This is a genomic window from Pseudacidovorax sp., from assembly GCF_017991995.1.
Classification (GTDB): Bacteria; Pseudomonadota; Gammaproteobacteria; order Burkholderiales; family Burkholderiaceae_C; genus Xenophilus.
Genome location: NZ_JAGOPN010000019.1, coordinates 51,930 through 75,185, shown reverse-complemented (window position 1 = coordinate 75,185; position 23,256 = coordinate 51,930). Strand labels below are relative to the sequence as shown.

The window sequence follows — 23,256 nt, the reverse complement described above, 5'->3', positions numbered from 1 at the left end:
GACTCTTAATCGTTGGCCTTCGATGCCTTCTTTTTTTCGTAACAACGGTCCTATTCATTGCTGCCTATAAGTTGCTTTATGTGCACATCAACTCGAAAAATGGGCTTGACGGGCTGCTTGAACCTTACGTTCGGCCTTTAGGCTGGATTGCAGCGGCCGCCGCATTTTTCTTGATATTCATCCAGGTTAGTCGGTTGCCGTGGTTGAAGACGATCCATCATCGGATGGGAGCTTCTCTACTCATCATTATGGTAGGAATTTTTTGCGGTTCCATCGTGTTTCCACAGCACTACGGAGCATGCGATGAATTCACCAAAGAATTGGGCGGCGGTGTGCGCACGTTCAAGGGTGAGTCAGTCAAGATAGAGCTTTGCAGCACCCGCAACCATATCAACTACAACCTCATGGATGCCGGTCGGGTCCGGCTGCGCATTCTGTTCATGAATGACCGCCTTTGGGCAGAACGAACGTTTATGCCCGTTTTGACCAGCCAGGGACCGCTGACCATCAAGTACGGAGAGGATTATTTGACCTACTACGACGAGGCCAGCGATGAATCGGAAGTCAGGATGAAAATGCCGCCGTCTTATTGGGAGTGGCTTAAGGCGAAATTCCCCAAACTCCTGCCATAGCAATTGCAAAGAAGTCGCCCCTAAAAAAACCCCCGCCCCTGCAAGCACACTGGATTCCCGGCATACATCCATCCAGACAGGCTGCACTTCGCCATTCCTGGCAAGAAGTCGGCTGAGCGGATCGCGCAGCGTGCTGCAGCCACGCGGGCGCGGCGCCGTGCCCCCCTCACTCCACCCGCAGCCGCGCCGTCCTCGCCAGCGCCTGCCAGCTGTCCATGTCGCGCCAGACGGTGGCGCTGAATTCCTCGGCCGACTTCAGCGGGGGGCGCGGCATGTTCTGCACCGCGAACTTCTGCACCACCTCCGGCGTCGCCAGGATGCGGTTGATCTCGCGGTTGAGCCGCTGCACCACCGCTGGCGGCGTGCCGGCCGGCACGAAGACGCCATACCAGCCATCGACGTCGAAGCGGTAGCCCTGCTCGGTGAGCGTGGGCACCTCGGGCAGTGCGGGACCACGGGCGGAGCCGGTGCAGCCCAGGGCCACCAGCTTGCCGGCGCGGATGTGGGGCACCGGCGAGGCGATGTCCACGAAGCCCACGCCGATGGTGTTGGCCAGCAGATCGGCCACCAGCGGCGAGACGCCCTTGTACGGCACATGCGGCATGACCAGCCCGTATTCGGCCTTGATGCCTTCCATCACCAGGTGGCCCGTGGAGCCGCTGCCCCAGGAGCCGTAGGCGATGCGGTCGGGCTGCGCACGCGCGGCGCGCACCAGGTCGGCCAGCGAGCGCAGCCCGGTGGCGGGATGGGCCACCAGCAGCACGCCGGCCGATCCCACCTGCGCCACCGGTTGCAGGTCCTTGCGGGCGTCGTAGGGCATGCGCGGCTGGATCACCGGGTTGATGGCGATGGCCGACGAGGGCGACAGCAGCAGCGTGTAGCCGTCGGCCGCAGCCCGCGCCACCGCCTCGTTGCCGATCAGCCCATTGGCGCCGGCCCGGTTGTCGACCACCACCGGCTGGCCCAGGGCTTCCTGCAGGCTCACGGCCAGCAAGCGCGCAAAGATGTCGGAGCCGGCACCGGGCGGGCCGGGCACCACCAGCTTGAGCGGCCGTTGCGGCCAGACGCCGGACTGGGCGTGGGCCAGCGCGGGATGCAGGCTCAGCAGCGCGGCGGCGGTGAGCAGGTGCCGGCGATTGCAGATCGGCTCGTTCATGGTCATGTCTCCGGGTTTGGGATCGTTGTCGTCGCTGCGGCGGCCCGCAGCCATTGGCCGGTGAGAAAGCGCGAGCGCGGACCGGCGACGAAGGCCAGCAATGCCTGCGTGGCGGCATCCACGCCGGGCCCGTCGATGGCCACGGCATTGATGCGCAGGCCCTGGCTGCCCCATTCGGCGGCCAGCGTGTGCAGCAGCATGCAGGCGGCGGCCGGGTCGCCGGCCTGCGCCCAGGGCAGTGCGGGCTGCGCGGCAGGCACCAGCAATGTCAGGCTGGCCTGCATCGGATGCGCCAGACGGAAGCGCCGCGCGGCGGCCTGCAAGGTGGCCAGCCACTGGCCCGGCGGCGCCGTCATCAGGCTCGCATCGAGCACCGCGGGATAGCCCCCTGTGCCTGTGGACGCGCCGGCCTCCTGCGGCGTGCAGACCCTATCCAGCGGCGGCAGTGGCGCCTCCGCCGGTGGCAGCGGCTGGCTGCCACCGCACACCGACGATCCGCCGTCCAGCACCAGCAACTCGCCGGACAGCGGCCGGGCGCCCTCGCCCGCCAGAAAGCACAGCGCCTCAGCCATGTCCTCCGGCTCGGCCATATGGCCCAGCGGGATCTTGGCCGTGGCCTGCGCGGGCACCAGACGGCCGCTGTCGATCAGCTGCTGCACCAGCTCGGTCCGCACGAAGCCCGGCGCCAGCGCGGTGACCGTCCAGTCCGGGCGCGCCTGTGCCAGGGCGCGGGTCTGGGCGATCAGAGCAGCCTTGCTGGGGCTGTAGAGGCCGCGCCAGGGAATGGCGCGCAGACCCGCGCCAGAGGCCACGTTGACGATGCGCGAGCCGGGCCGCAGCCGTGGAGTGCAGGCCTGCACCAGCCGCGCGGGCGCTTCGAGGTTGAGGGCCAGCAGCCGTTGGCTTTCGGCGTCGAGCGCATCGCGTCCGCCGGCCGACATGCCGGCGTTGTTGATCAGTGCATCGAGCGGCGGCAGGTCGGCACCCAGCGCGGCGATCTGCGCGGCGTCGCATAGATCGACGGCGCGGGTCTCCGGCGCGCGCGCTTCAGCCGGCCAAACGGCGGCGAGCTGCGCGAGGCGGCTGGCGTCCGCATCGACGAGCACGCAGCGCCAGCCGTCGCGCGCGAGCCGCAGCGCGGTGGCGCGGCCGATGCCGGCGGCCGCGCCGGTGATGAGCACGTGGCGGCACGCTGCCCCGCCCACGGGCCCGGCGGCCGGCTGGGCGAAGCCGCCTGCGGCGTCGCCTGGGCCGGGCGCTGCCGGGTGCATGCCCCATGTCATCGCCGGGCCGGATCGTGCAGGGCCGCGAGGAGCGCATAGACCGGATCGGCCGGCGCCATCGCCGCCGTCGGCTGCCGCACGCCGAAGAGCTGCGCATCGCCCTGCGCCAGTTCGGGCCGCGCGCGCTCCTCGATCCAGTCGTAGACCACCGTGCGGTCGGCCACGCGCCATTCGCCCTCGCGGCGCTCGAAGCGGTCGACGTAGCGGCCACAGAGAAAGGTCTCGCGCCCGGGCTGGGCCGCCGTCGACTGCAGCGCGAGAAAGCCGCTCTCGACCGCCGCCGTGTCGCCGGCGAGTTCGATCAGGATGTTGCTGATCTGGTGCACGCGCCGGCCGCCCTGGCGCAGCTTGGCCAGCGCCTGGTCGATGAAGCCGGTGGCGCTGCCCTTCCAGGCGCCGTGGCAGTCCGTGGCATCGGGCCAGTAGGCCGAGCGCAAGGCCGCCTCGTCGCAGCGGTCGATGCCGCGGCAGTAGCGGTACAGGCAGTCGCGGATGGCCTCGCGGTCCAGCAACGTCTGCAGCGCGGCCGTGTCGACGGCGGAGGCGCTCACGGCTGCGCCTTGGCGTCTGCCGGAGGCGAGCGCCGGAAGATCTGCACCACATGGCCCTCCGGATCGCGCAGCGACAGCACGGCGCCATGGGCGCCCATGTCGCGCAGACCCAGCACCTCGCCGCCGGCCGCGGCGATGCGTTCCGAAGCGCCGTCGAAGTCCGCGACCTCGAACACCATCACCGCGCCCGAAGTGGCCGGCGCCGCCTCCTCGCGGCAGGCCAGCGAGACATTGCCGCCGCCCACGCCGTACTGGTACCAGCGCTCGCCGTCGGCGAACTTGAGCGACAGGCCCAGGGCCTCGCTGTAGAAGGCGTGCAGCGCAGCCGGCCGCTCGGCCACCAGGTAGACGTTCTGCAGCCGCGTGGGCGCGAAGGACTTTGCTGGCGCGCTCACAGCGAGGTCTCCGAGGCACCGCCGTCCAGCCGCAGCACTTCTGCATTGAGGAAGCGCGCCTCGTCGCTGGCCAGGAAGACGATGGCGTCCGCGATGTCCTGCACCGTGCCCAGCCGGCCCAGCGGCGTGCGCGCGATGCGCTTGGCATCCAGCTCGGCATTGCGGTTGCGCACCGTGCCCTCGGTGGGCACCGCGCCCGGCGCCACCGCATTGACGCGGATGCGGCGTGCGCCCAGGTCGGCCGCCGCGGCGCGGGTGATGCCCAGCACGCCGGCCTTGATGCCGCTGTAGACCACCGAGCGCATCGGCGACTTGAAGGCCGCGATGGAGGCCACGTTGACGATGGCGCCGCCCCGTTCGGCATCCATGGCCTCGGCCGCGGCCTGGATGCCCCAGATCACCGACTTGAAGCCGATCTCCACCATGCGGTCCATGACCTCGGGCGTGATCTCGGGCAGCGACTGATAGCGGACCCAGGCGGCGTTGTTGACCATCACGTCGAGGCGACCGGCATCGGCCGCGAAGCGCTGCACCGCCTCGCGCATGCCGTCGCGGGTGGCGACGTCGCAGGGCAGGCCGATGGCCTGGCCACCCGCGGCGCGCACCGCGGCCACGGCGTCTTCGACGAACTCGGGCTTGAGGTCGTTGATGCCGACGACGGCGCCGCGGGCCGCCAGGGCCAGAGCGGTGGCGCGGCCGATGCCGTGGCCGGCGCCGCTGATGAAGGCCGTTCGGCCGGCGAGCGAGGAAAGGGTGGCGGTCATGGATGAGCGTCCTTGTTGTTCGTCGAGGTGGGCACCAGCAGCGCATCGAGCGCGAAGGCACCCTGGCCGGCGTCCAGCACCACCAGCGGGTTGATGTCGATCTCGGCCACGTCGTCGGCATGCCGGGCGGCAAAGCGCGACAGCGCGGCGATGGCCTGGGCCGCGGCCGCCACGTCGGCCTTGGGCCGGCCGCGCGCACCGTCGAGCAGCGGGAAGGACTTGAGGGAGCGCAGCATGGCCTCGGCCGCCGCAGCATCCACCGGCGCGGGCCGCAGGGCCACGTCCTTCCAGATCTCGGCATGGATGCCGCCCAGGCCCACCATGACCATGGAACCGAAGACCGGGTCGGTCTTGGTGCCCAGGATCAGCTCGCAGCCGGCCGGCGCCATCTGCGCCACCAGCACGCCGTCGATGCGGGCCCCCGGCGCCTTCTCGGCCACGCGGGCGAGCATCGTGTCATGCGCATCGATGAGCTGGCCCTCGCTGCGCACACCCACCGCCACGCCGCCCACCTCGGTCTTGTGGGCGATGTCGGGCGACACGATCTTGAGCACCACCGGAAAGCCGATGGCGCTTGCGGCGGCCACCGCCTCGTCACGCGTGGTGGCGACCACCTCGCGCAGCACCGGAAGGCCGGCCGCGGCCAGGGCCGCCTTGGCACTGGCCTCGGTGGCGAAGGCCTCGGCTGGCAGCGGCGTACGGGGCATTTCCTCGACCTCGCAGGGTTGTGCGGACTGCATGCCCAGCGTCGCCAGGGCCGCCACGGTGGCGCAGGCCGCGTCGATGCCCTCGATGGCCGGGATGCCCAGCGCATCGAGCTGCCGCCGCACCTCTGCCGGCGCCCGAGCGCACAGCACGATGAGCCGCTGCGGATGCCGCCCGCGCATCTGCGTGAGCGCAGCCAGGAAGACGTCGCGCAGCCGCGGCACATGGAAGGCATTGGCCGACTGCAGCAGCAGGGTATCGCAGGCCGGATCGGCGGCCACGGCGTCCAGCACCTGGGCCAGCAGCTCGGGCCGGCTGGAGACCTGCGCCGTCATGTCCACCGGATTGGCCGGCGCCGCGAAGGCCACTGCCTGCAGGATGCGCTGCTGGGTGGCCTCGGCGAGGCGCGGCAGCGTCAGGCCCTGCGCGCTGGCCGCATCGGCCAGCAGCACGCCGAAGCCGCCCGAGGCCGTGAGCACGGCGATGCGCCGGCCCGTGGGCAGGCGGCCTTCGCCGAGCACGGCCAGCGCGTGGCCCACGTCCAGCAGTTGCTCGATGCTGGGCACGCGCAGGGCGCCGCCCTCGCGCAGCACGGCGTCGAACACGGCGTCGGAGCCGGCCAGTGCGCCGGTGTGCGAGGCCGCGGCGGCACTGCCCGCTTCGGAGACGCCCACCTTCAGCACCACCAGGGGCTTGCCCGCGGCACGGGCCAGGGCCATGGCGCGGCGCAGCTTGTCGCCGTCGCGGCAGGTCTCCATGCAGCAGAGGATGACGCGGGTGCCCGGGTCGGCCGCGGCCGAAGCGATGGCATCCGCGATGTCCACATCGCATTCGTTGCCGGTGGTCAGCATGCGGCTGATGCCCAGGCCCCGCTCGGACGCGAGGCGCAGCGTGTAGCTGCCCAGGTTGCCGCTCTGCGAGACGATGCCCACGGGCCCCGGCGCCGGAAAGGCGGACTCCAGCGCCACCGAGAAGGTGGCGATGCTCTTGGCCGGCACGCCGATGGCGCCCAGGCAGTTGGGGCCCACCACGCGCAGGCCCGTCTCACGGGCGATGCGGCCGATCTCGGCCTGCAGCCGGGCCCCGGCCTCGCCCATCTCGGAAAAGCCCGCGGACAGCACCACGGCGGCCTTCACGCCACGGGCGGCGCAGTCGCGCACGGCCTGCGGCACGCTCTCGGGCGGCACGGCGATGACGGCCAGCTCGGGCGCCTCGGGCAGCGCGGCCACGTCGGGATACGCGCGCAGCGATTGCACGTCGGCCGCCTTGCGGTTGACCGGATAGATCGCGCCGGCAAAGCCGTACTTGCGCAGGAACTGCAGCGGCCGGCCACCGATCTTGGTCACGTCGTCGGAGGCGCCCACGATGGCGATGGAGCGCGGCGTGAACAGCGCCTCCAGTCCGTGGCCGACGTCGATGTCGATGTCGGGGCGCATGCTCATCGGCCCTTGTAGACCGGTTGGCGTTTCTCAAGGAAGGCCTGGCGCGCCTCCTTGGCGTCCTCGGTGCGCGACAGCGCCATGGTGAAGTTCTGCTCCACGCGGTAGCCATCGCGCTGGGGCATCAGGTCCATCATGTTGGCGGCCTGCTTGGCATAGGCCACGGCCAGCGGCGCCTTGGAGGCGATGTCTTGCGCGATCTCCATGGCCAGCGGCATCAGCCGCTCGGCCGGCACCACCTCGTCGAGCACGCCGCGGCGGTACAGCTCGGCGGCCGAGACCTTCATGCCGGTGAAGAACATGCGCCGCGTGAACGAGCGGCCCACCAGCGTGCGCAGCATCGAGACGCCGCCGGCCAGGCCGACGTTGATCTCGGGCATGGCGAAGGTGGCGTGCTCGCTGGCCAGGAAGATGTCGCAGGCCGCCATCAGGCCGAAGCCCGCGCCCAGCGCCGGGCCGTTGATGGCCGCGATCACCGGCTTGGCGCATTCGCGGATGGCATTGCCCGTCTCGCGCGTCCAGCGGTTGTGGTCGAGGAAGTCGCCGGCCTTGTCGGCGTTCGGCCGATCCTTCAGGTCGGCCCCCGCGCAGAAGGCCTTGCCGGTGCCGGTGAGGATGGCCACGCGCACGTCGCTGCGCTCGGAGATCTCGTCGAAGGCGGCGATGAGGTCGCGGCGCGAGGCGCGGTCGAGGGCGTTGACGGGCGGCTTGTCCAGCCGCACGACGGCGATGTATTCGGAGACTTCGAGGTGGATGCTCATCGCGCGCTCCCAGGGAGGGTGTTGGCAGAAGAAGGGGTGGAGGAAGCGGGGGCTGCATGCAGCAGCACGGCCAACTGGGTCAGCCGGTCGCCATAGCGGAACTCCGACGCGATCAGCCGCTGGGCCAGGCGGGTGGCCAGCACCTCCTCGCTCAGGCCCATGCCGCCGTGCGTCTGGATGGCCGCCTCGGCCGCCGCGCGGGCCGTCTCGGCGATGGAGAGCTTGGCCAGCTGCAGCGTGCGACGCAGCTGGGGCGCGGCCGATTCCTGCGCCTGGAAGGCATGCACCACCAGGCCCTGAGCGCATTGCGCCTTGACGTACATGTCCGCCACGCGATGGCGCAGCACCTGGAAGGTGGCCAGCGCCACGCCGAACTGCCGGCGCTCCTGCAGGTGCGTGATGGTGTGTCGGATGAGCGCGGCCTGGGCGGCCACGGTGTCGACCAGCGTGAGCAGCAGGGCCGCATCGCCGGCCGCGGCCAGCGCAGCGCGCAGCGGTTCGCCCTGCGCCAGCAGGGCCGTTGAGGGCAGCGCGACGCCGTCCAGCCTGAAGTCCGCGCCCTGCCGGCCTTCCATGGTGTGGTAGCGGGCGGCGGGCGCACCGACGCGCTCGGCATCGACCAGAAAGAGCGCGGGCGCGCCGTCCAGCGTGGCGACGGCCAGCCAGTGGCTGGCGGGCAGCGTGGCGTCCACGCCGTCCACGCGGCCGTCGAGCACGAAGCCGCTTTCACTGCGGACCGCACGCAGGGTGCCATCTTCGGGCAGGGCCGCCAGCGCGGCCAGCGACGCGATCTGCACTTCGGACTCGGCCACGGCCTGCAGCCAGGGCCCGGCCACCTCGGTCGGCGCGGCACGCAGCAGCAGCGGCACCACGGCGCAGGTCTCGATCACGGGCAGCTGCAGCCCCTGGGCGGCCAGGCCCTCGACCACGCTGGCCAGGTCGGCCAGCGTGCCGCCGACGCCGCCGTCGGACTCGGGCACCAGCGTGGCGGTCCAGCCCAGCTCGCGCACCGGGTCGCCGGGCAAGGTGGCGCTGTGCACATGGTCCTGCGCAAAGCGGTCGGCCGCGTCGAAGAGCATGCCGGGGAAGAGCGGGGAGAAGTGGTTCGACATGGGCTCAGGCTCCCAGCAGCGCGTTGGCGATCACGTTGCGCTGCACCTCGGAGGTGCCGCCGGCGATGGTGCGGGCACGCGTGAACATGTAGTTCTGGATCCAGGTGGCGGCAGGCAGCTCCTCGCCGCCCTCCTCGGCCAGGAAGCGGTGCGCGGCTTCGGGGCCGACCGCATCGAGGGCGATGGTGGTCAGGCGCTGCGCGACGTCGGCGCAGGTCATCTTGATGGCCGAGGGCTGCACGCCCAGCGGCCGCTGGTGGATCAGGTCATCGGTGGCGCTGGCCATCATCACGCGGGCACCCTGCAGCTCGGCCTCGCACAGCAGCAGCTTGTGTTGCAGCACGCCGAAGTCGCGCCGGGCGCCCGCTTCCTGTGCGGCCTGCTGCAGCAGGGCCGAGACCTGGCGGTGCATCAGCGCCAGCCGGGCCACGTTGGCCGGGGGCAGGCGTTCGCGCTCCAGCAGGAACTTGGCGCAGGTCCAGCCCTTGCCTTCTTCGCCGATCAGGTTGTCCGCGCGCACCCGCACCTCGTCGAAGAAGACCTCGTTGAGGTGGTGCCAGCCGTCGATGGTGCGGATGGGCCGCACGGTGATGCCGGGCGTGTCCATGGGCACCAGCAGCAGCGAGATGCCCTCCTGCTTCTTTGCCTCCTTCGAGGTGCGCACCAGCATGTAGATCATGCTGGCCTCGTGGGCGTGGGAGGTCCAGATCTTCTGGCCGTTGACCACCCAGTCGTCGCCGTCGCGGCGGGCGCTGGTCTGCAGCGAGGCCAGGTCGGAGCCCGAGCCCGGCTCCGAATAGCCCTGGCACCACCAGTCCGAGCCATCGAGGATGCGTGGCAGGAAGCGGGCCTTTTGCTCGGGCGTGCCGAAGCGGATGATGACCGGGCCGATGTGGCCCAGGCCGTGGTGGTACAGCGGCGGGCAGTCGTTCTCGGCCATCACCTCTTCGAAGATCAGGCGCTGGCGGATGTCCCAGCCGGTGCCGCCGACCTCGACCGGCCAGCTGGGGGCGCCCCAGCCGCGGTCGTTCAGGATCTTCTGCCAGGCCTGGTACTCGCGCTTGGTGATCTTCTGGCCGCCGGCCACCACGGCCCGGATCTCGGGCAGGCAGGCCTGGCGGGCGAAGGTCTCCAGTTCACGCCGGAACGCGGCGTAGTCGATGGACATCGTGTCTCCTCGTCTCTCTCAATCGGATCGCCCAGGGCCTTCGGGCCGTGGGGCAGTCGGGGATGGCGCTCAGCCGCGACGCAGCTGGTCGATCAGCGCATCCAGGGCGGCGGCAGCGCCTTCGGCATCGCGCTCGCGCAGGTGATGCACCACGGCGCGCCGCAGCGGGTACAGGTCGGGCCGCGCGCGCACCGACAGCACATGGGTCATGCGCTCGCGCAGCACCGCGGTCATGGTCTGGGCCATGAGCATCAGCGCATCGTTGTGGCCGGCGGCGGCAATGGCGCCGAAGAAGGCGCTGGCCGAATCGATGCGGGCCTTGAGCGGCGCGTCCTCGGGATGCGCCTCGATCAGCCCGGCGGCCGCCTCGATGGCGTCGATCTCGGCCTCGCTCGCCCGTTCGCAGGCCAGGCGCAGCAGCCGCCCATAGAGCGTGCGGTAGGCCTCGTCCACATCGGCATCGCCCATGCCGCCCTGCACCACGCGGTGGCGCAGCGACTCGGCCAGGCGCATGTAGGCGCCCTTGTAGAACACCAGCGCCTGCTCGCCCGTGCCGGCGCCCAGGTGGTGCACCTCGCCGATGAAGATGACATGGTCGCCCGCGTCATGGGCGGCGAACAGGCTGCATTCGAAGCTGGCCAGGCAGTCGTCCAGCAGCGGCATGCCCAGCCCGCCCTCGCGCCAGGCCACGCCCTCGAACTTGTGCTCGATCCTGCTGGAGGCGAAGCGGCCCGACAGCGCGTCCTGGTGCTCGCCCAGGATGTGGATGGCAAAGCCCTCGGCCTGCTGGAAGGTCTCCAGCAGCCGGCTGGCCTTGCGCAGGCTGAACAACACCAGCGGCGGCTCCAGCGAGACCGAGCTGAAGCTGTTGCAGGTCAGCCCCGCGGGCTGGCCGTCGGCCGTGCGCGTGGTGACGATGGCCACGCCCGTCGGAAAGCAGCCCAGGTGCTGGCGCAGCAGCGTGGGCTCGATGGCCGGCCGGATGCGTTCGGCGGTGGCAAGCGCGGTCATGGCGGAACCTCGGCGTGCGGCTCAGGCCGCAGCCAGTTCGGGCTGGACGGCGGCGGCGCGGTGCGGCGGGTCGTTGGCGATCTCCTGCTGCACGGTCGGGATGATGACCTCGGCCCAGGTACGCAGCTGGCGCAGCATGGTGGGGTGGTCGAAGTCGCCCATCTGGGTCTGGAAGCAGTAGTGCACTGGCTTGAGGGTGCGAATCTCCTTGACCACGCGCTCGATCACCGTGTCGATGCTGCCCACGGGCAGCAGGGCGCGCATCTCATCGAGCGTGGGCTCGCCCTCGACGATGCCTTCCTCGACCTGGTAGTCGTCGGCGATCTGCGCCGTGCGGCGCTTGAGGCTCACGGCGATGCGGCGCTGGTAGCGGGCGCAGTCCAGGTACTTCTCGACCTCGTTCTTGTCGTTGCTGGCATAGGCGGCGCGCAGCAGGCCCACGGGCACGGCGGCCGGGTCCTTGCCCTCCTGCGTGGCCACACGGTCGATGAGGGCGCGGGTGCTGGCCAGTTTCTCCAGGCCGCCGTCGCCGCCGGAGACGAACACATGGTGGTTGCCGCGCACGGCGCGGGCGACGAAGCTCGGGTCCACGCTGGTGATCCACATCGGCGGGCCGGGCTGCTGCACCGCGCGCTGGCTGATGGCACTCATGGGCTGCTGGTAGTACTGCCCGTCGTAGCTGAACTTGGGCTGCTTGAGGCCCAGCTCCAGCATATCCAGCATCTCGAAGGTGCGGGCCTTGGCCGTCTCCAGCGCGACGCCGAAGCGCTCGAACTCGAAGTGCTGGTAGCCCGAGCCGATGCCCAGATTGAGCCGCCCGTTGGACAGCTGGTCCACCATCGCCACATCGGCGATCAGGCGGGCCGGCGTGTACAGCGGCGCCACCACGATGCCCGTGCCCAGGCGGATGCGGCGCGTGGCGGCGGCGCAATGCGCGATCATCGTCAGCGGCGACGAGCACATGCCGTAGTTGCTGAAGTGGTGCTCGGCATACCATGCCGCGCCGAAGCCCAGTTCGTCCGCCAGACGCGTCTGTTCGACCGCGTCCCGCAGGATCTCGTGCGAGGTCTTATGTTTGTTCCGCTGCTGCATCAGAATGAAGATTCCGAAGTCCATGGCCGTTGCTCCTGATCGTTGGTTCGTGACGTGGATCAATGCTAGGAACGCCCCGGCCTGCCAGCGCACCGCCCTGCGCACACCTTCTTTGCGTCTTTCGAAATGAAGGCCCTCGACTCGCTGCGCATCTTCGTCACCACCCAGCGCAAGGGCAGCCTGTCGGCCGCGGCGCGCAGCCTGAGCCTGTCGCCGGCCACCATCTCACGGCGCATCAGTGCGCTGGAGGAAGAGCTGGGCGTGCAGCTGGTGGACCGCACCAGCCGCAATCTCAAGATGACCGAGGCCGGCCAGGCCTTCCTGTCACGCGCGGAAGGCGTGCTCGAAGCCATGGCCGATGCCGAGCAGGCCGCGCGCAGCGCCCGCCAGCGGCCCGAAGGCCGGCTGCGGGTGCACTCGCGCACGCACATCGGCCTGCGCGTGGTGGCGCCACTGCTGCCGCGCTTTGCCCAGCGCTATCCGGACATCCAGGTGCAGATCGAGCTGTCGGAGCATCCGGTCAACCTGGTCGAGCACGACTTCGACGTGGACATCCGCACCGGCGAATCCAACGACTCGGGCTTCGTGATCAAGCGGCTGCTGTCCAGCGACGAGGTGCTGGTGGCCAGCCCGGCCTACCTCAAGACCAACTCGCGCATCAGGCATCCGAGCGACCTGCCGCAGGCCCGATGCCTGACCTACCGGCGCGAACACGAGGCCACGAGCTGGAAGTACGTGGACGAGCAGGGCGTGCAGCAGGAGCTGGCGATCCAGGGTGTGCTCAGCGCCAACAACGGCGAGATGCTGCGCCTGGCCGCGCTGGGCGGCATGGGCGTGGCGCTGCTGTCCGAGCCTACGGTGCGCAGCAACCTGCAGGACGGCACCCTGGTGCGCCTGCTGCCCGAGTACCGCTTCGCGGTGCGGGCGTTTTCCAACGGCATCTTCGCGGTGTTCCGCCAGAACCGCGCCCTGCCGCTGAAGGTGCGGGCCTTCGTGGACTTCGTGGCCGAGGCGCTGCAGGACGACGCGCCGGCACCGCCCTGACGCGGTGCGGTGCCGGCGCCGTGCCGCCCGTCAGCGGCAGCTGAAGCTGCTGGCCGACTCGATGCTGCCCGAGCCGTTGTAGACCGCTTCCTTCGGATACGGACACAGCGGACGGGTGCGGCCCGGCCAAGCGACGCCGGCGGCGGCGCGTGCGGTGGCCACCATCACGTCGGGCGCCTGGCCCTTCTCGACCCAGTTGACCACGGCGCCGAAGGCATCGAACTGGTCGGTGCCGTACTTGCCGCCGCTGCAGTGGTCCATGCCGGGCACCGCGAAGGCGCGGGCGAACTTGTCGGCCTCGGTGCGGCCGTAGCGTGCGATCACGCGGTCCTGGTACCTGGACAGATCGGTGAAGGAGAACGCCCAGTCGGCCGTGCCGTTGAACGACAGGATCTTGCCGCCCCGCGCGCGGAAGGCGTCCATGTCGGCCGAGTCCGCGTCCGTGAACTCGTGGCCGGAGCGCGTGTAGATGCCGGACACGTCGAAGATCTTGGCGTACTCGGCATCCAGGTCGGCCGTGCGGGCGTAGCCGAGCAGGTCGGGCGTGACCGTCGGCGGCGTGGTGTACACGTGCGAGGCCTCGCCCGCGAAGATGGCGTAGTACAGCTGGGCGGGCGTGCCGACCGTGTCGATCATGCCGGGGTCATAGGGCCAAGGTCCGTAGATCTGGCGGCCGGTGGACGTCTTCGCACCCTCGAAGAACTTCTTCACATAGGCGGCCTTGTCGGCGCTGAGGCAGTTGCTGGTGGCGCCGCCGGTGCAGACCCACTGGGACGGATCGGGGTTGCAGGCGCTGGGCTTGCTGACCATGCCGTCGGTGACGCCGTCGGCCGCGTCGCAGCTGGCGAGGATGCGGTTGCGCACCGTATCCTTCTCCGCACTCGTGAGCGCATTGAAGATGTCGGGCTTGCCGTCGGTGCCCAAGGGCGCCACCGACGCCGCCGCCTGGGCACGGAAGATCGAGCCCTCGAGCGCCGCCGCCGTCAGGCGAAAGCCGGGCGCGCCGGCCACGATGCCGTCGAACAGCTGCGGGTAGCGCTGCGCCGCGACCATGGCCTGCCGCCCGCCGTTGGAACAGCCGACGAAGTAGGAGCGGCTGGGCTGCATGCCATACAGCTGCTTGATCACCACCTGGGACGACCCGGCCACCAGCGGCAGCTGCTTGTCGCCGTATTCGTCACGGGCCTGCGGATCGACCGCGAAGAGGAAGGTGACGTTCGAGCTCATGTCGAAGGGCGCCTCGTGCCCCGAGTCGGTGGTCACGACCGCATAGCCGTCCAGCAGCGCGTTGCGCGTGGCGCCACCCCCGGGATAGGCGCCGAGCGCGGCCGGCACGCTGCCGTCCACGCCGCTGCCGCCCTGGTAGAAGAAGCGCTGGTTCCAGTCCTTGGGCAGCCGCAGTTCGAAGAGGATCGCGTAGGGCTTGCCGTCGACGCCCGTGCGCGAATTGAGTTCGCCGCGCACCAGGCAGTGGTCGGGTGTGGACGATGCGGGGCTCGCCGTGTTGGTCACGCCCGCCGTGTAGACCGCGCTGACCAGCTTTCCGTTGGCCGGCGGCAGCCCGGCCAGTGCACTGCACTGGGCCTCGAAGCTCGCCTCAGGCGCCGGCGCAGGCGCGCTGCTCGTGGAGGTCCCGCTTGAAGCGGGCGCGGGCGCTGCTGCCGTGGGCGCAAAGCTCGTGCCCCCGCCACTTCCTCCGCATGCGGTCACCAGCAGCGTGGCGGCCGCAGCCACACCAGTCACACACCATCCTTGTAACTTCATCATGGAATCCCTCGCGATGATTGAGTTGGAATCAGATTGCACAGGCGCGAGCACCGTCCGCAGCCTCGCCATGCCGCCTTGATTGTTTGTATGCAAACAATCGGACGCAGCCACTTAGCAGAATCCGAGCCAGGGCCGGCGCACCGGCCTGGCACACGAAAGCACAATGCCCCGATGAGCTATCGACTGGATGAACAGGTCGGCTTCCTGCTGCGGGTTCTCTATCAGCGCAATGCGGAACTGCTGACCCAGGCCCTGGACGGACTGACGCCCACCCAGTGGGCGGTGATCTCCATGCTGGCCCAGGTGCAGGAGTGCTCGCAGAACCTGTTGGGGCGCATGACCGCCATGGATGCCGCCACGATCAAGGGCGTGGCGGACCGCCTGGCAACGCGAGGACTGGTGCAGTTCCAGGACGACCCGGCGCACCGGCGCCGGGTCCTGGTCTCGCTGACACCGGAGGGCCTGGCGCTTTACGAACGACTTGCCGATGCCGCCGCCAGCGTCAGCGACGCCACGCTTGCGCGTCTGAGCCCGGCGCAGGCGGCCAAGCTGGTGCAGTTGCTGAAGCTCGCGGCCGGCTGAGCCGACGCGACGAGGCATGACGCTCGCCGCTCACCCGCCGAAGCGCTGCGTGGGCAAGCCCGCCACGGGCAGCCCATCGAGAACGAACAGGCCGCCGTCCTGCGGCAGGCGGCCTTCCAGCCGGGCGCTACGCGAGATGCTGGTCACATACAGCTGCCTCAGGCCCGGCCCGCCGAAGCACAGGCTGGTCGGGTATGTGAGCGGCAGCGGCACGAGCCGCTCCAGCTCGCCCGACGGCGAAAAGCGGGCCAGCCGTGCGGCCCGCACCAGCACGCTCCAGACAAACCCTTCGGCATCGACCGTCGCACCGTCGGGGCCGGATTCGAAGCCATGGGTCTCCACGAAGCTGCGCTTGTTGGACAACGGACCCCGCGGGTCGTAGTCGTAGGCCCAGATCACGCGGGCCAGGCTGTCGGCCAGGTAGAGCGTGCGTCCGTCGGGGCTGAAGCAGGGGCCGTTGGCAAAGCCGATGTCGTCGGCCAGTTGCTCCACGCGACCTGCCGGCGACAGCCGGTAAAGCCCGCCGCGCACCGGCACATCCGCCGGCCGGTTCATGTGCATGGTGCCGGCCACGAAGTTGCCCGCCGCGTCGCACTTGCCGTCGTTGAGCCGCACGTCGAGATCCGAGAGGCCGATGTCGCCGAGCATCGTCAGCCGGCGCGTGCCGAAGTCGTAGCGGCCGAAGCCATGGCGCAGCGCCACCACCACCGCATCGCCTTGGGCCGGCGCGATGGCGCCCAGGGGTGCAGGCAGCGCATGAGATTCCAGGGTGCCGGTGGCGAGGCGCAGGCGGTGCACCGTGCCGGCCAGCGCATCGATCCAGCACAGGGCCTGCGCCTCGTCGTCCCAGCAGGGGCTTTCGCCCAGCTGGTCGCGCGTGGTGCCCAGGCGGCGGATGTCGAGGTGCGGCATGCCTCGCAGTGTGCGCAGCCGCTCTTGGCCCCGATGTGCAGGACACGGAAAGCATCTTTTCATTGATCGAGATCAAGGTCTGTGGACACCCCCCTAGACTGGCCGCCACGCCCGAGACAGGGCCCAAGACCCGGAGACACACCATGAGCCATCGCCGCCACTTCCTGGCCGGCCTGCTGCTCGGCGCCTGCGCGCTGAGCCCGGCCTTCGCCCAGCAGAACGTCACCCGCATCGTGGTGCCCTTCGCCGCTGGAGGCGGCACCGACCAGTACTGCCGCATCCTGGCCCAGGAGCTGAACAAGCACGGCATGAACGTCATCATCGAGAACAAGCCGGGTGCCAGCGGCATCCTGGCGGCCGACTACGTGGCCCGTTCCAAGCCGGACGGCCAGACGGTGCTGGTCTCGTCGCTGGGCACGCTGGCCAACAACATCGCGCTGTACGACAAGCTGCCCTACGACCCGGCCAAGGACTTCGCCTCGGTCACGCAGATCGCCTACCAGCCCTCGGTGATCGTGGGCCGCACCGACCTGCCCTACAAGAACATCAAGGAGATGGTGGCCTATGCCAAGGCCAACCCCGGCAAGATCAACCGCGGCTCGCCGGGCGCCTCCATCCTGACCAACCTGGCGCCCATCGCCTTCGAGCGCGCCCAGGGCTTCAGCACCACGCACATCCCCTTCAACGGCGACGCGCCGGCGCTGCAGGCGCTGCTGGGTGGGCAGATCGACATCCACGGCACCTCCATCACCGGCTCGCTGCCCTACATCAAGGCCGGCAAGCTGCGCGTGCTGGGCGTGATGGACGACCAGCGCCTGCCGCAGGTGCCCGACGCCCCCACCTTCAAGGAGATGGGCTACGACATGGTGGCCACGCTCTGGTATTCGTTCTCGGTGCCGGCCGGCACGCCGCGCGCCGCGATCGACAAATTGAACAAGGCCGTCAACCAGGTGATCGCCGACCCCGAGTTCGTGGCCCGCGCCCGCGCCATCGGCATGGAGCCGCGCGGGAGCACGCCCGAAGAGCTGGACCGCTTCGTCAAGACCGAATCGGACCGCTGGCTGCCATTGCTGCAGAGCCTGAACATCCCCAAGCAAGGCACTTGAAGCCCCGCCCGCCATGACGTCCCTGTCTCCCGCCCCGCTCGCCGGCCTGCGTGTGCTGGACCTGTCCCGCGTGATGGCAGGGCCGCTGTGCGCGCAGGCGCTGGCGGACCTGGGCGCGGAGGTGATCAAGGTCGAGCATCCCGAGCGCGGCGACGACACGCGCGACTGGGGGCTGCGCATCGGCCAGCACAACACCACCTACTTCAACAGCTGCAACCGCAACAAGCGCTCGGTGGCCCTCGACCTGCAGACGCCCGAGGGCCGCGACATGGCGCGGCAGCTGGCGGCGAAGAGCGACGTGCTGATCCAGAACTTCAAGCACGGTGGCGCCGAGAAGATGGGGCTGGGCTACGAGGACCTGAAGGCGCTGAACCCCGGGCTCATCTACTGCTCCATCGCGGGTTACTCGGCGCTGGGGCCGGAGCGCGCGCGTCCGGGCTACGACCTGGTGATCCAGGGCGAGACGGGCCTGATGGCGATGAACGGCGAGGAGGGCCAGGGCCCGCTCAAGTTCGGCATCGCGGCAGTGGACATGTTCACGGGCATGTATGCCGGGCAGGCCATCCTGGCGGTGCTGCACGAGCGCCATCGAACGGGCCGGGGCCGGCACATCCAGATGTCGCTGTACGACGGCGGCATGATGATCACCTCGTACTACGGCCTCACGGCCTGGATGCAGCAGGCCGACCCGCCCAAGTTCGGCAACTCGCATCCGTCCATCGTGCCCTACGGCGTGTTCGACGCGGCCGATGGGCCGGTGGTGATCGCCGTGGGCAACAACGGCCAGTTCCGCAAGTTCTGCGAGGCGGTGATCGGCCGGCCGGACCTGCCGCTGGACCCGCGCTTCGCGCAGAACACCGAGCGCGCGAAGCACCGCGCCGTGCTGCTGCCCATCCTGCTGGCCGAGATCGCCAGGCATCCGCGCGCGCAGTTGATCGCGCGCATGGACGCGGCGGGCATTCCCTGCGGCGAGGTGCTGGGGCTGTACGAGGCGCTCGGTTCGAAGCGCACGCGCGAGGTGGGCCTGTGGCACAGCTTCGAGGACAGCGAGGCCGGCACGCAGGGTGTGCACGCACCGCCTTACGTGTTCGACGGCCAGCGCGCGCCCGTGCACCAGCCGCCGCCGCACCTGGGCGAGCACACGGCCGAGGTGCTGGGCGAGCTGCTCGGTTTGCAGGGCAGCGATCTGGAAGGTCTGCGGGCGCGGCAGGTGATCCGGTAGCGCGGGTTCGTTGGGGTCTCACCGACCGGCGGCAAAGATCCGCCGCTTCTCCTGCGTCGACCGGCGGTCGTGTCCTGGGACGATGGGTGGCAGGGGCCTGGTGCGCTGGCGGAGCGTCTCGGGGCAGCGGCGGTAGGACGCTGGTGCACTGGCAATAGGGCCTCGGGCACTGGCAATAGGGCGCTGGGCACTGGCGATAGGGGTACTAACCCGGCGGAGGACGCCGGCATGCGCGCTCCCGGTGCACGCTCGCGCCGACCGGCTTGCTGCACGACACGGGTGCTCGCTCTCCACCGACGTGCTTGCCGCACTGCACGGCGCCGCGAATGGCACCTCCGCACGCACACCGGCATCCTCCGCCTCGACGTTGCGCGCGAGCCCTCCGCTGTTCAGGTCATGGGGCCTTGAGACCATCAGGGCCGTGGAGTCCTTGAGTCCTTGAGTCCTTGAGTCCTTGAGTCCTGAAGTCCTGATCCTGCGTTTCAGGGCAAGGCGGGCCCGTCAACCCCCAGACCGTTCGAGCTGAGCCTGTCGAAGCCTCGCACCTGTGGGCGGCACGCAGGCAGGTCAAGCAGCGCCGGGCATTTGCGCCGCGCTCCGCTCTGCCCTTCGACGAGCTCAGGGCGAACGGAGTTAGGACCCGTATGGCCGAACCCGGCCGTTCGGGCGCAGCGTCGAGGCGGAGGATGCCGGTCTGCGTGCGGAGGTGCCATTCGCGGCGCCGTGCAGTGCCCCGGGCACGTCGGTGGAAAGCGAGCACCCGTCCGGCGAGGCAAGCCGGTCAGCGCGAGCGTGCACCGGGAGCGCGCATGCCGGCGTCCTCTGCCGGGTTAGCTTCACGGCACTCGCCATGTCACCCTTGACGCGCACCAAGCACCAAGCACCAAGCATCAGGCACCAATCACCACACCCGAGAACGCAAACGCGCAGACGGGCCCGCTCAATCGGCCAGTCGATACCCCGCCGCCGCAATCGTCCGCTTCGCGATGTTGAGCTGGTGGATCTGGCTCGTGCCCTCGTACAACCGGAACAGCCGAACATCACGGTAGAAGCGCTCGATCGGGTGACCCTGGATGAAGCCCGTGCCGCCCAGCATCTGTACGCACCGGTCGGCCACGCGCCCACACATCTCGGACGCGAAGTACTTGCAGATCGACGCCTGCAACGTCACATCCTGCCCCGCATCGCGCTCGCGCGCCGTCTGCAGGATCAGCGCGCGCGCCGCCTGGATCTCGGTCTGGCAATCGGCAATCAGCGCCTGCATCAGCTGGAAGGCCGCCACCGGCTGGCCGAACTGCCGGCGCTGCGTCGTCCAGGCGATGGCCTCGTCCAGCATGCGGATCGCCGGACCCGTGCACAGCGCCGCCAGGTGGATGCGCTGCTTGTTCAGCACCTTCATCGCGGTCTTGAAGCCCGTGCCCTCGGTCCCGCCGATGAGGTGGCTGGCCGGCACCCGGCAGTCCTGCAGATGCACCTCCGACACGGGCGATCCGGCCTGGCCCATCTTGCGGTAGGGCGTGCCAGTACCCAGGCCGGGCATGTCCCGCTCGACGAGGAAGGCGCTGATGCCGCGTGCGCTCGCGTCCTGCGGATCGGTACGCGCCATCACCGTGAACAGGCCGGCGATGGGCGCATTGGTGATGAAGCACTTGGTGCCGTTCAGCACATAGTGATCGCCGTCGCGCACGGCCGTGGTCTTGAGCGCCGTAGCGTCCGAACCGGCTTCGGGCTCGGTCAGCGCGAAGGCGCCCGTGAGCTGGCCGCTGGCGAGCAGCGGCAGGTAGCGGTCCTTCTGCGCGGGCGTGCCATCGGCCACCAGCGCCTCGGAACCGATGCCGGTGTTGGTGCCCACGCGCGCCCGGAAAGCCACCGAGGCCTGCGAGAGTTCCATCGCCGCCAGCACCAGCTCTTCCGTCGTCATGCCGGCGCCGCCCCAGGCCTCGGGGATGGACCAGCCGAAGAAGCCCAGGCGCGCCATGTCCTCCACCAGATCGGCCGGCACCTCGTCGCCGGCCTCGACCTCGGCCTCGCGCGGAATCAGGCGCTCGCGCACATAGCGGCGCAGGGATTGCAGGGTTTCGTCGAAGGCGGCGGTGTCGCGGATCATGGTCGTGGGGGATGAAGGATGAAGGGGAGAAGGGTGGGCCGTGGGCCAAGGTCACTCAGTCATGCCCTGCGCGTGTGCCCAGGCTTCGACAGGCTCAACCCGAACGGCTCTGGGTCGGCCCTCGTGCATTGGGCCGTGAGGCAGGGTGGGCAGAGCAGCTCCGCGACGTGGCTGCCACCTCACAGCGCACCAGCCGCGCGCAGCCCGCGCAGGTCCTCGGCCGTGAGGCCCAGCGCGCCGAAAACCTCGGCGTTGTGTTCGCCCACCGCCGGGCCGGTGCGCGGCGGCGCGAAGGCATGGCCGCCGAAGCGCGGCACCACGGCCGGCGCCGGCACCGAGCCCAGCTCGGCATCGGGCAGGCGCACGATGGCGCCGCGCGCCGCAAAGTGCGGATCGGCCAGCACGTCGTCGATGTCGTAGACCTTGCAGAAGGGCACCGAATGCGCATCGAGCGCGGCCCGCAGCTCGTCATGGCTGTGCGCGGCGCACCAGGCGGCGACGCGTCCGTCCAGCGCATCGAGGTGCCGCACCCGCAGCGGGTTGGTGGTGAAGCGCGGGTCGGCCGCCATGTCGGGCGCCTGCATGGCCACGCACAGGCGCCGGAAGATGGCATCCGACGAGCCCACCAGCGTGATCCAGTCGCCGTCCTTCGTGCGGTAGATGTTGGACGGCGCGGTGTAGGTGGCACGGGCACCGCTGCGCTGGCGCGGCTGGCCGCTGCGCTCGCGCTCCACCGCCAGCGGCTCCAGCACGCGCAGCAGGGCCTCGGTGGCCGACAGGTCGATCTCGCGGCCGGGCGCATCGGGGCAGCGCGCCCGCTCCGCCGCCGCCGCCGCAATGGCGAAGGCGCCGAACAGGCCGGCCATCGAATCGCCCAGCGGAAAGTTGACATGCTGCGGCGGGCCGTCCGCCTCGCCGGTCAGATGGGCCAGGCCACCCATGGCCTCGAAGATGCGCGCGAAGCCGGGCCGGCCCGCATAGGGCCCGGTCTGGCCGAAGCCGGTGAGCCGCAGCACGATGAGCCGCGGATTGGCCCGGTGCAGCGTCGCCAGGTCCAGGTCCCAGCGGTCCAGCGTGCCGGGACGGAAGTTCTCCAACAGCACGTCCATGCCGGCCACCAGACGCAGGAACAGGGCGCGGCCGGCGTCGGTGCGCACGTCCAGCGTGATACCGCGCTTGCCGCGGTTGAGCACCTTCCAGTACAGGGCATGACCGGGCTCCACCGGCGCCAACGAACGCAGGGCGTCGCTGCCGTCGGGCAGTTCCAGCTTGGTCACCTCCGCGCCCAGGTCGGCGCACAGCGTGGCCGCGAAGGGGGCGGCCACGACGGTGGCCATGTCCAGGATGCGCAGGCCGTGCAGCGGCCCTTGCGCGGGATCGAAAGCGTCGGGCATACCTCAGTCCACCCGCGCGCCGGTGGACTTCACCAGCGCCGCCCAGCTGCGGCTGTCCTTGGCGATGAGCGCGCCGAAGTCCTCGGGGCTGCCGCCGCCGGGCTCGGCGCCCAGGTCCACCAGGCGCTTGCGGATCTCCGGCTTGGCCACGGCCGCCACCGCCACTTCGTTCAGCTTCGCGACGATGGGTCTGGGCGTGCCGGCCGGCGCCATCAGGCCCTTCCAGGCGGTGACGTTGAAGCCGGGCAGGCCGGACTCGGCCACGGTGGGAATGTCGGGGGCACCGCTCGCGCGCGACGGGCTGGCCACGCCCAGGGCCCGCAGGCGGCCGGACTGCACCTGGGGCAGCAGCGCCGGCATGTTGTCGATCATCACGGTGATCTGGCCCGAGATCAGGTCGTTCATGGCCGGCGCGCTGCCCTTGTAGGGCACATGGACCATCTGCGTGCCCGCCATCTGGTTGAACAACTCGCCACCCAGGTGCGCGGGCGTGCCGTTGCCCGGCGAGCCGAAGGAGACCTTGCCCGGATTGGCCTTGGCATAGGCGATGAACTCGCGCACATCGCGCGCCGGCACCGACGGCGTGACGGCCATGAGCTGATGGTCGCGCGCCAGCAGCACCACCGGCGCCAGGTCGGTGGCCGGGTTGTAGGGCATGCGGCCGTACAGGCTGGGATTGATGGCGATGGGGCCGGCCGCCGCCAGCAGCAGCGTGTAGCCGTCGGCCGGCGACTTGGCCACCATGTCACCGGCGATGTTGCCGCCGGCGCCGGGGCGGTTGTCCACCACCACGGGTTGGCCCAGTCCGGCGCGCAGTTCCTCGGCGATGAGCCGGCCCACCACGTCGGCAGAGCCGCCGGGCGCGAAGGGCACGACCAGGCGGATCGGCTTGGTGGGATAGGCGGCCTGCGCCGAGGCCAGCGGCGCGGCCAGTGCGAGGCCGGCCGCCAGCGTGGCGGCCATCAGTTGCTTGAGCATGTCGTTGTCTCCGGTGGGTGCCGGCACACTGAAGTGCGGCAGGGCCCGAAGACTAGGGAGGCACCGGTCCGGCGC

At 70.3% G+C, this 23,256-nt stretch carries 21 protein-coding genes; 5 read left to right on the top strand and 16 right to left on the bottom strand.

The window, feature by feature from the left end; translation table 11 throughout:
- The first annotated feature begins 80 nt into the window (after positions 1 to 80).
- Positions 81 to 632, top strand: coding sequence for a hypothetical protein (locus KBC94_RS22680; RefSeq protein WP_294375541.1), 552 nt, complete (start codon positions 81 to 83; stop codon positions 630 to 632).
- Between the two features lie 166 nt (positions 633 to 798).
- On the opposite strand, the gene KBC94_RS22675 is transcribed toward KBC94_RS22680, so the two are convergent.
- From KBC94_RS22675 to KBC94_RS22625, 11 genes are all read right to left on the bottom strand, one after another.
- Positions 799 to 1,788: a tripartite tricarboxylate transporter substrate binding protein gene (locus tag KBC94_RS22675; protein WP_294375537.1), complete on the bottom strand. Its 990-nt coding sequence runs from the start codon at positions 1,786 to 1,788 to the stop codon at positions 799 to 801.
- Between the two features lie 2 nt (positions 1,789 to 1,790).
- Positions 1,791 to 3,071 (bottom strand): SDR family oxidoreductase, encoded by a 1,281-nt coding sequence (locus KBC94_RS22670; protein WP_294375533.1) that lies wholly within the window; start codon positions 3,069 to 3,071, stop codon positions 1,791 to 1,793.
- Positions 3,068 to 3,622, bottom strand: a complete 555-nt coding sequence (locus tag KBC94_RS22665; protein WP_294375530.1) for a nuclear transport factor 2 family protein — start codon at positions 3,620 to 3,622, stop codon at positions 3,068 to 3,070. Before KBC94_RS22665 ends, KBC94_RS22670 begins: the two co-directional genes overlap by 4 nt.
- Entirely contained in the window at positions 3,619 to 4,017 is a 399-nt protein-coding gene (locus tag KBC94_RS22660; protein ID WP_294375527.1) for a VOC family protein, read from the bottom strand. Before KBC94_RS22660 ends, KBC94_RS22665 begins: the two co-directional genes overlap by 4 nt.
- Positions 4,014 to 4,781 carry a glucose 1-dehydrogenase gene (locus tag KBC94_RS22655; RefSeq protein ID WP_294375525.1) on the bottom strand — a complete coding sequence of 256 codons (768 nt, stop codon included), beginning with the start codon at positions 4,779 to 4,781 and terminating at the stop codon, positions 4,014 to 4,016. Before KBC94_RS22655 ends, KBC94_RS22660 begins: the two co-directional genes overlap by 4 nt.
- Positions 4,778 to 6,928, bottom strand: a complete 2,151-nt coding sequence (locus KBC94_RS22650; RefSeq protein WP_294375522.1) for an acetate--CoA ligase family protein — start codon at positions 6,926 to 6,928, stop codon at positions 4,778 to 4,780. Before KBC94_RS22650 ends, KBC94_RS22655 begins: the two co-directional genes overlap by 4 nt.
- Positions 6,925 to 7,686 carry an enoyl-CoA hydratase/isomerase family protein gene (locus tag KBC94_RS22645; RefSeq protein WP_294375519.1) on the bottom strand — a complete coding sequence of 254 codons (762 nt, stop codon included), beginning with the start codon at positions 7,684 to 7,686 and terminating at the stop codon, positions 6,925 to 6,927. Before KBC94_RS22645 ends, KBC94_RS22650 begins: the two co-directional genes overlap by 4 nt.
- Complete coding sequence (locus tag KBC94_RS22640; protein ID WP_294375517.1) at positions 7,683 to 8,798, bottom strand: acyl-CoA dehydrogenase family protein; 1,116 nt, start codon at positions 8,796 to 8,798, stop codon at positions 7,683 to 7,685. Before KBC94_RS22640 ends, KBC94_RS22645 begins: the two co-directional genes overlap by 4 nt.
- Positions 8,799 to 8,802: 4 nt before the next feature.
- Positions 8,803 to 9,966 carry an acyl-CoA dehydrogenase family protein gene (locus KBC94_RS22635; RefSeq protein ID WP_294375514.1) on the bottom strand — a complete coding sequence of 388 codons (1,164 nt, stop codon included), beginning with the start codon at positions 9,964 to 9,966 and terminating at the stop codon, positions 8,803 to 8,805.
- 69 nt (positions 9,967 to 10,035) lie between these two features.
- On the bottom strand, positions 10,036 to 10,977 hold the full coding sequence (locus KBC94_RS22630; RefSeq protein WP_294375511.1) for a flavin reductase family protein: 942 nt from the start codon (positions 10,975 to 10,977) through the stop codon (positions 10,036 to 10,038).
- Positions 10,978 to 10,998: 21 nt separating this feature from the next.
- Entirely contained in the window at positions 10,999 to 12,093 is a 1,095-nt protein-coding gene (locus KBC94_RS22625; protein ID WP_294375509.1) for an LLM class flavin-dependent oxidoreductase, read from the bottom strand.
- Positions 12,094 to 12,195: 102 nt separating this feature from the next.
- On the opposite strand from KBC94_RS22625, the gene KBC94_RS22620 reads away from it, so the two are divergent.
- Positions 12,196 to 13,113 (top strand): LysR family transcriptional regulator, encoded by a 918-nt coding sequence (locus KBC94_RS22620; protein ID WP_294375506.1) that lies wholly within the window; start codon positions 12,196 to 12,198, stop codon positions 13,111 to 13,113.
- Positions 13,114 to 13,143: 30 nt separating this feature from the next.
- Here the strand turns inward: KBC94_RS22620 and KBC94_RS22615 are convergent, their stop codons facing one another.
- Positions 13,144 to 14,880: a tannase/feruloyl esterase family alpha/beta hydrolase gene (locus KBC94_RS22615; RefSeq protein WP_294375503.1), complete on the bottom strand. Its 1,737-nt coding sequence runs from the start codon at positions 14,878 to 14,880 to the stop codon at positions 13,144 to 13,146.
- 171 nt (positions 14,881 to 15,051) lie between these two features.
- On the opposite strand from KBC94_RS22615, the gene KBC94_RS22610 reads away from it, so the two are divergent.
- The gene (locus KBC94_RS22610; RefSeq protein WP_294375500.1) at positions 15,052 to 15,462 is read left to right on the top strand and encodes a MarR family transcriptional regulator; all 411 of its coding nucleotides are present in this window, start codon (positions 15,052 to 15,054) and stop codon (positions 15,460 to 15,462) included.
- 30 nt (positions 15,463 to 15,492) lie between these two features.
- On the opposite strand, the gene KBC94_RS22605 is transcribed toward KBC94_RS22610, so the two are convergent.
- Positions 15,493 to 16,374 carry an SMP-30/gluconolactonase/LRE family protein gene (locus tag KBC94_RS22605; RefSeq protein ID WP_294375495.1) on the bottom strand — a complete coding sequence of 294 codons (882 nt, stop codon included), beginning with the start codon at positions 16,372 to 16,374 and terminating at the stop codon, positions 15,493 to 15,495.
- A gap of 143 nt (positions 16,375 to 16,517) precedes the next feature.
- Between KBC94_RS22605 and KBC94_RS22600 the strand changes: the two genes are divergently transcribed.
- Together KBC94_RS22600 and KBC94_RS22595 are read left to right on the top strand one after the other, a co-directional pair.
- Positions 16,518 to 17,480 (top strand): tripartite tricarboxylate transporter substrate binding protein, encoded by a 963-nt coding sequence (locus tag KBC94_RS22600; RefSeq protein WP_294375492.1) that lies wholly within the window; start codon positions 16,518 to 16,520, stop codon positions 17,478 to 17,480.
- A 13-nt stretch (positions 17,481 to 17,493) separates the two neighbouring features.
- On the top strand, positions 17,494 to 18,702 hold the full coding sequence (locus KBC94_RS22595) for a CaiB/BaiF CoA-transferase family protein (RefSeq protein ID WP_294375489.1): 1,209 nt from the start codon (positions 17,494 to 17,496) through the stop codon (positions 18,700 to 18,702).
- A 940-nt stretch (positions 18,703 to 19,642) separates the two neighbouring features.
- Here the strand turns inward: KBC94_RS22595 and KBC94_RS22590 are convergent.
- The 3 genes from KBC94_RS22590 to KBC94_RS22580 all read right to left on the bottom strand — a co-directional run bounded on the left by KBC94_RS22590 (position 19,643) and on the right by KBC94_RS22580 (position 23,181).
- Positions 19,643 to 20,809 carry an acyl-CoA dehydrogenase family protein gene (locus KBC94_RS22590; protein WP_294375487.1) on the bottom strand — a complete coding sequence of 389 codons (1,167 nt, stop codon included), beginning with the start codon at positions 20,807 to 20,809 and terminating at the stop codon, positions 19,643 to 19,645.
- A gap of 179 nt (positions 20,810 to 20,988) precedes the next feature.
- On the bottom strand, positions 20,989 to 22,203 hold the full coding sequence (locus KBC94_RS22585; protein WP_294375484.1) for a CoA transferase: 1,215 nt from the start codon (positions 22,201 to 22,203) through the stop codon (positions 20,989 to 20,991).
- 3 nt (positions 22,204 to 22,206) lie between these two features.
- A complete protein-coding gene (locus tag KBC94_RS22580) occupies positions 22,207 to 23,181 on the bottom strand; it encodes a tripartite tricarboxylate transporter substrate binding protein (protein ID WP_294375481.1) in 975 nt (324 codons plus the stop codon).
- Positions 23,182 to 23,256 lie beyond the last annotated feature (75 nt).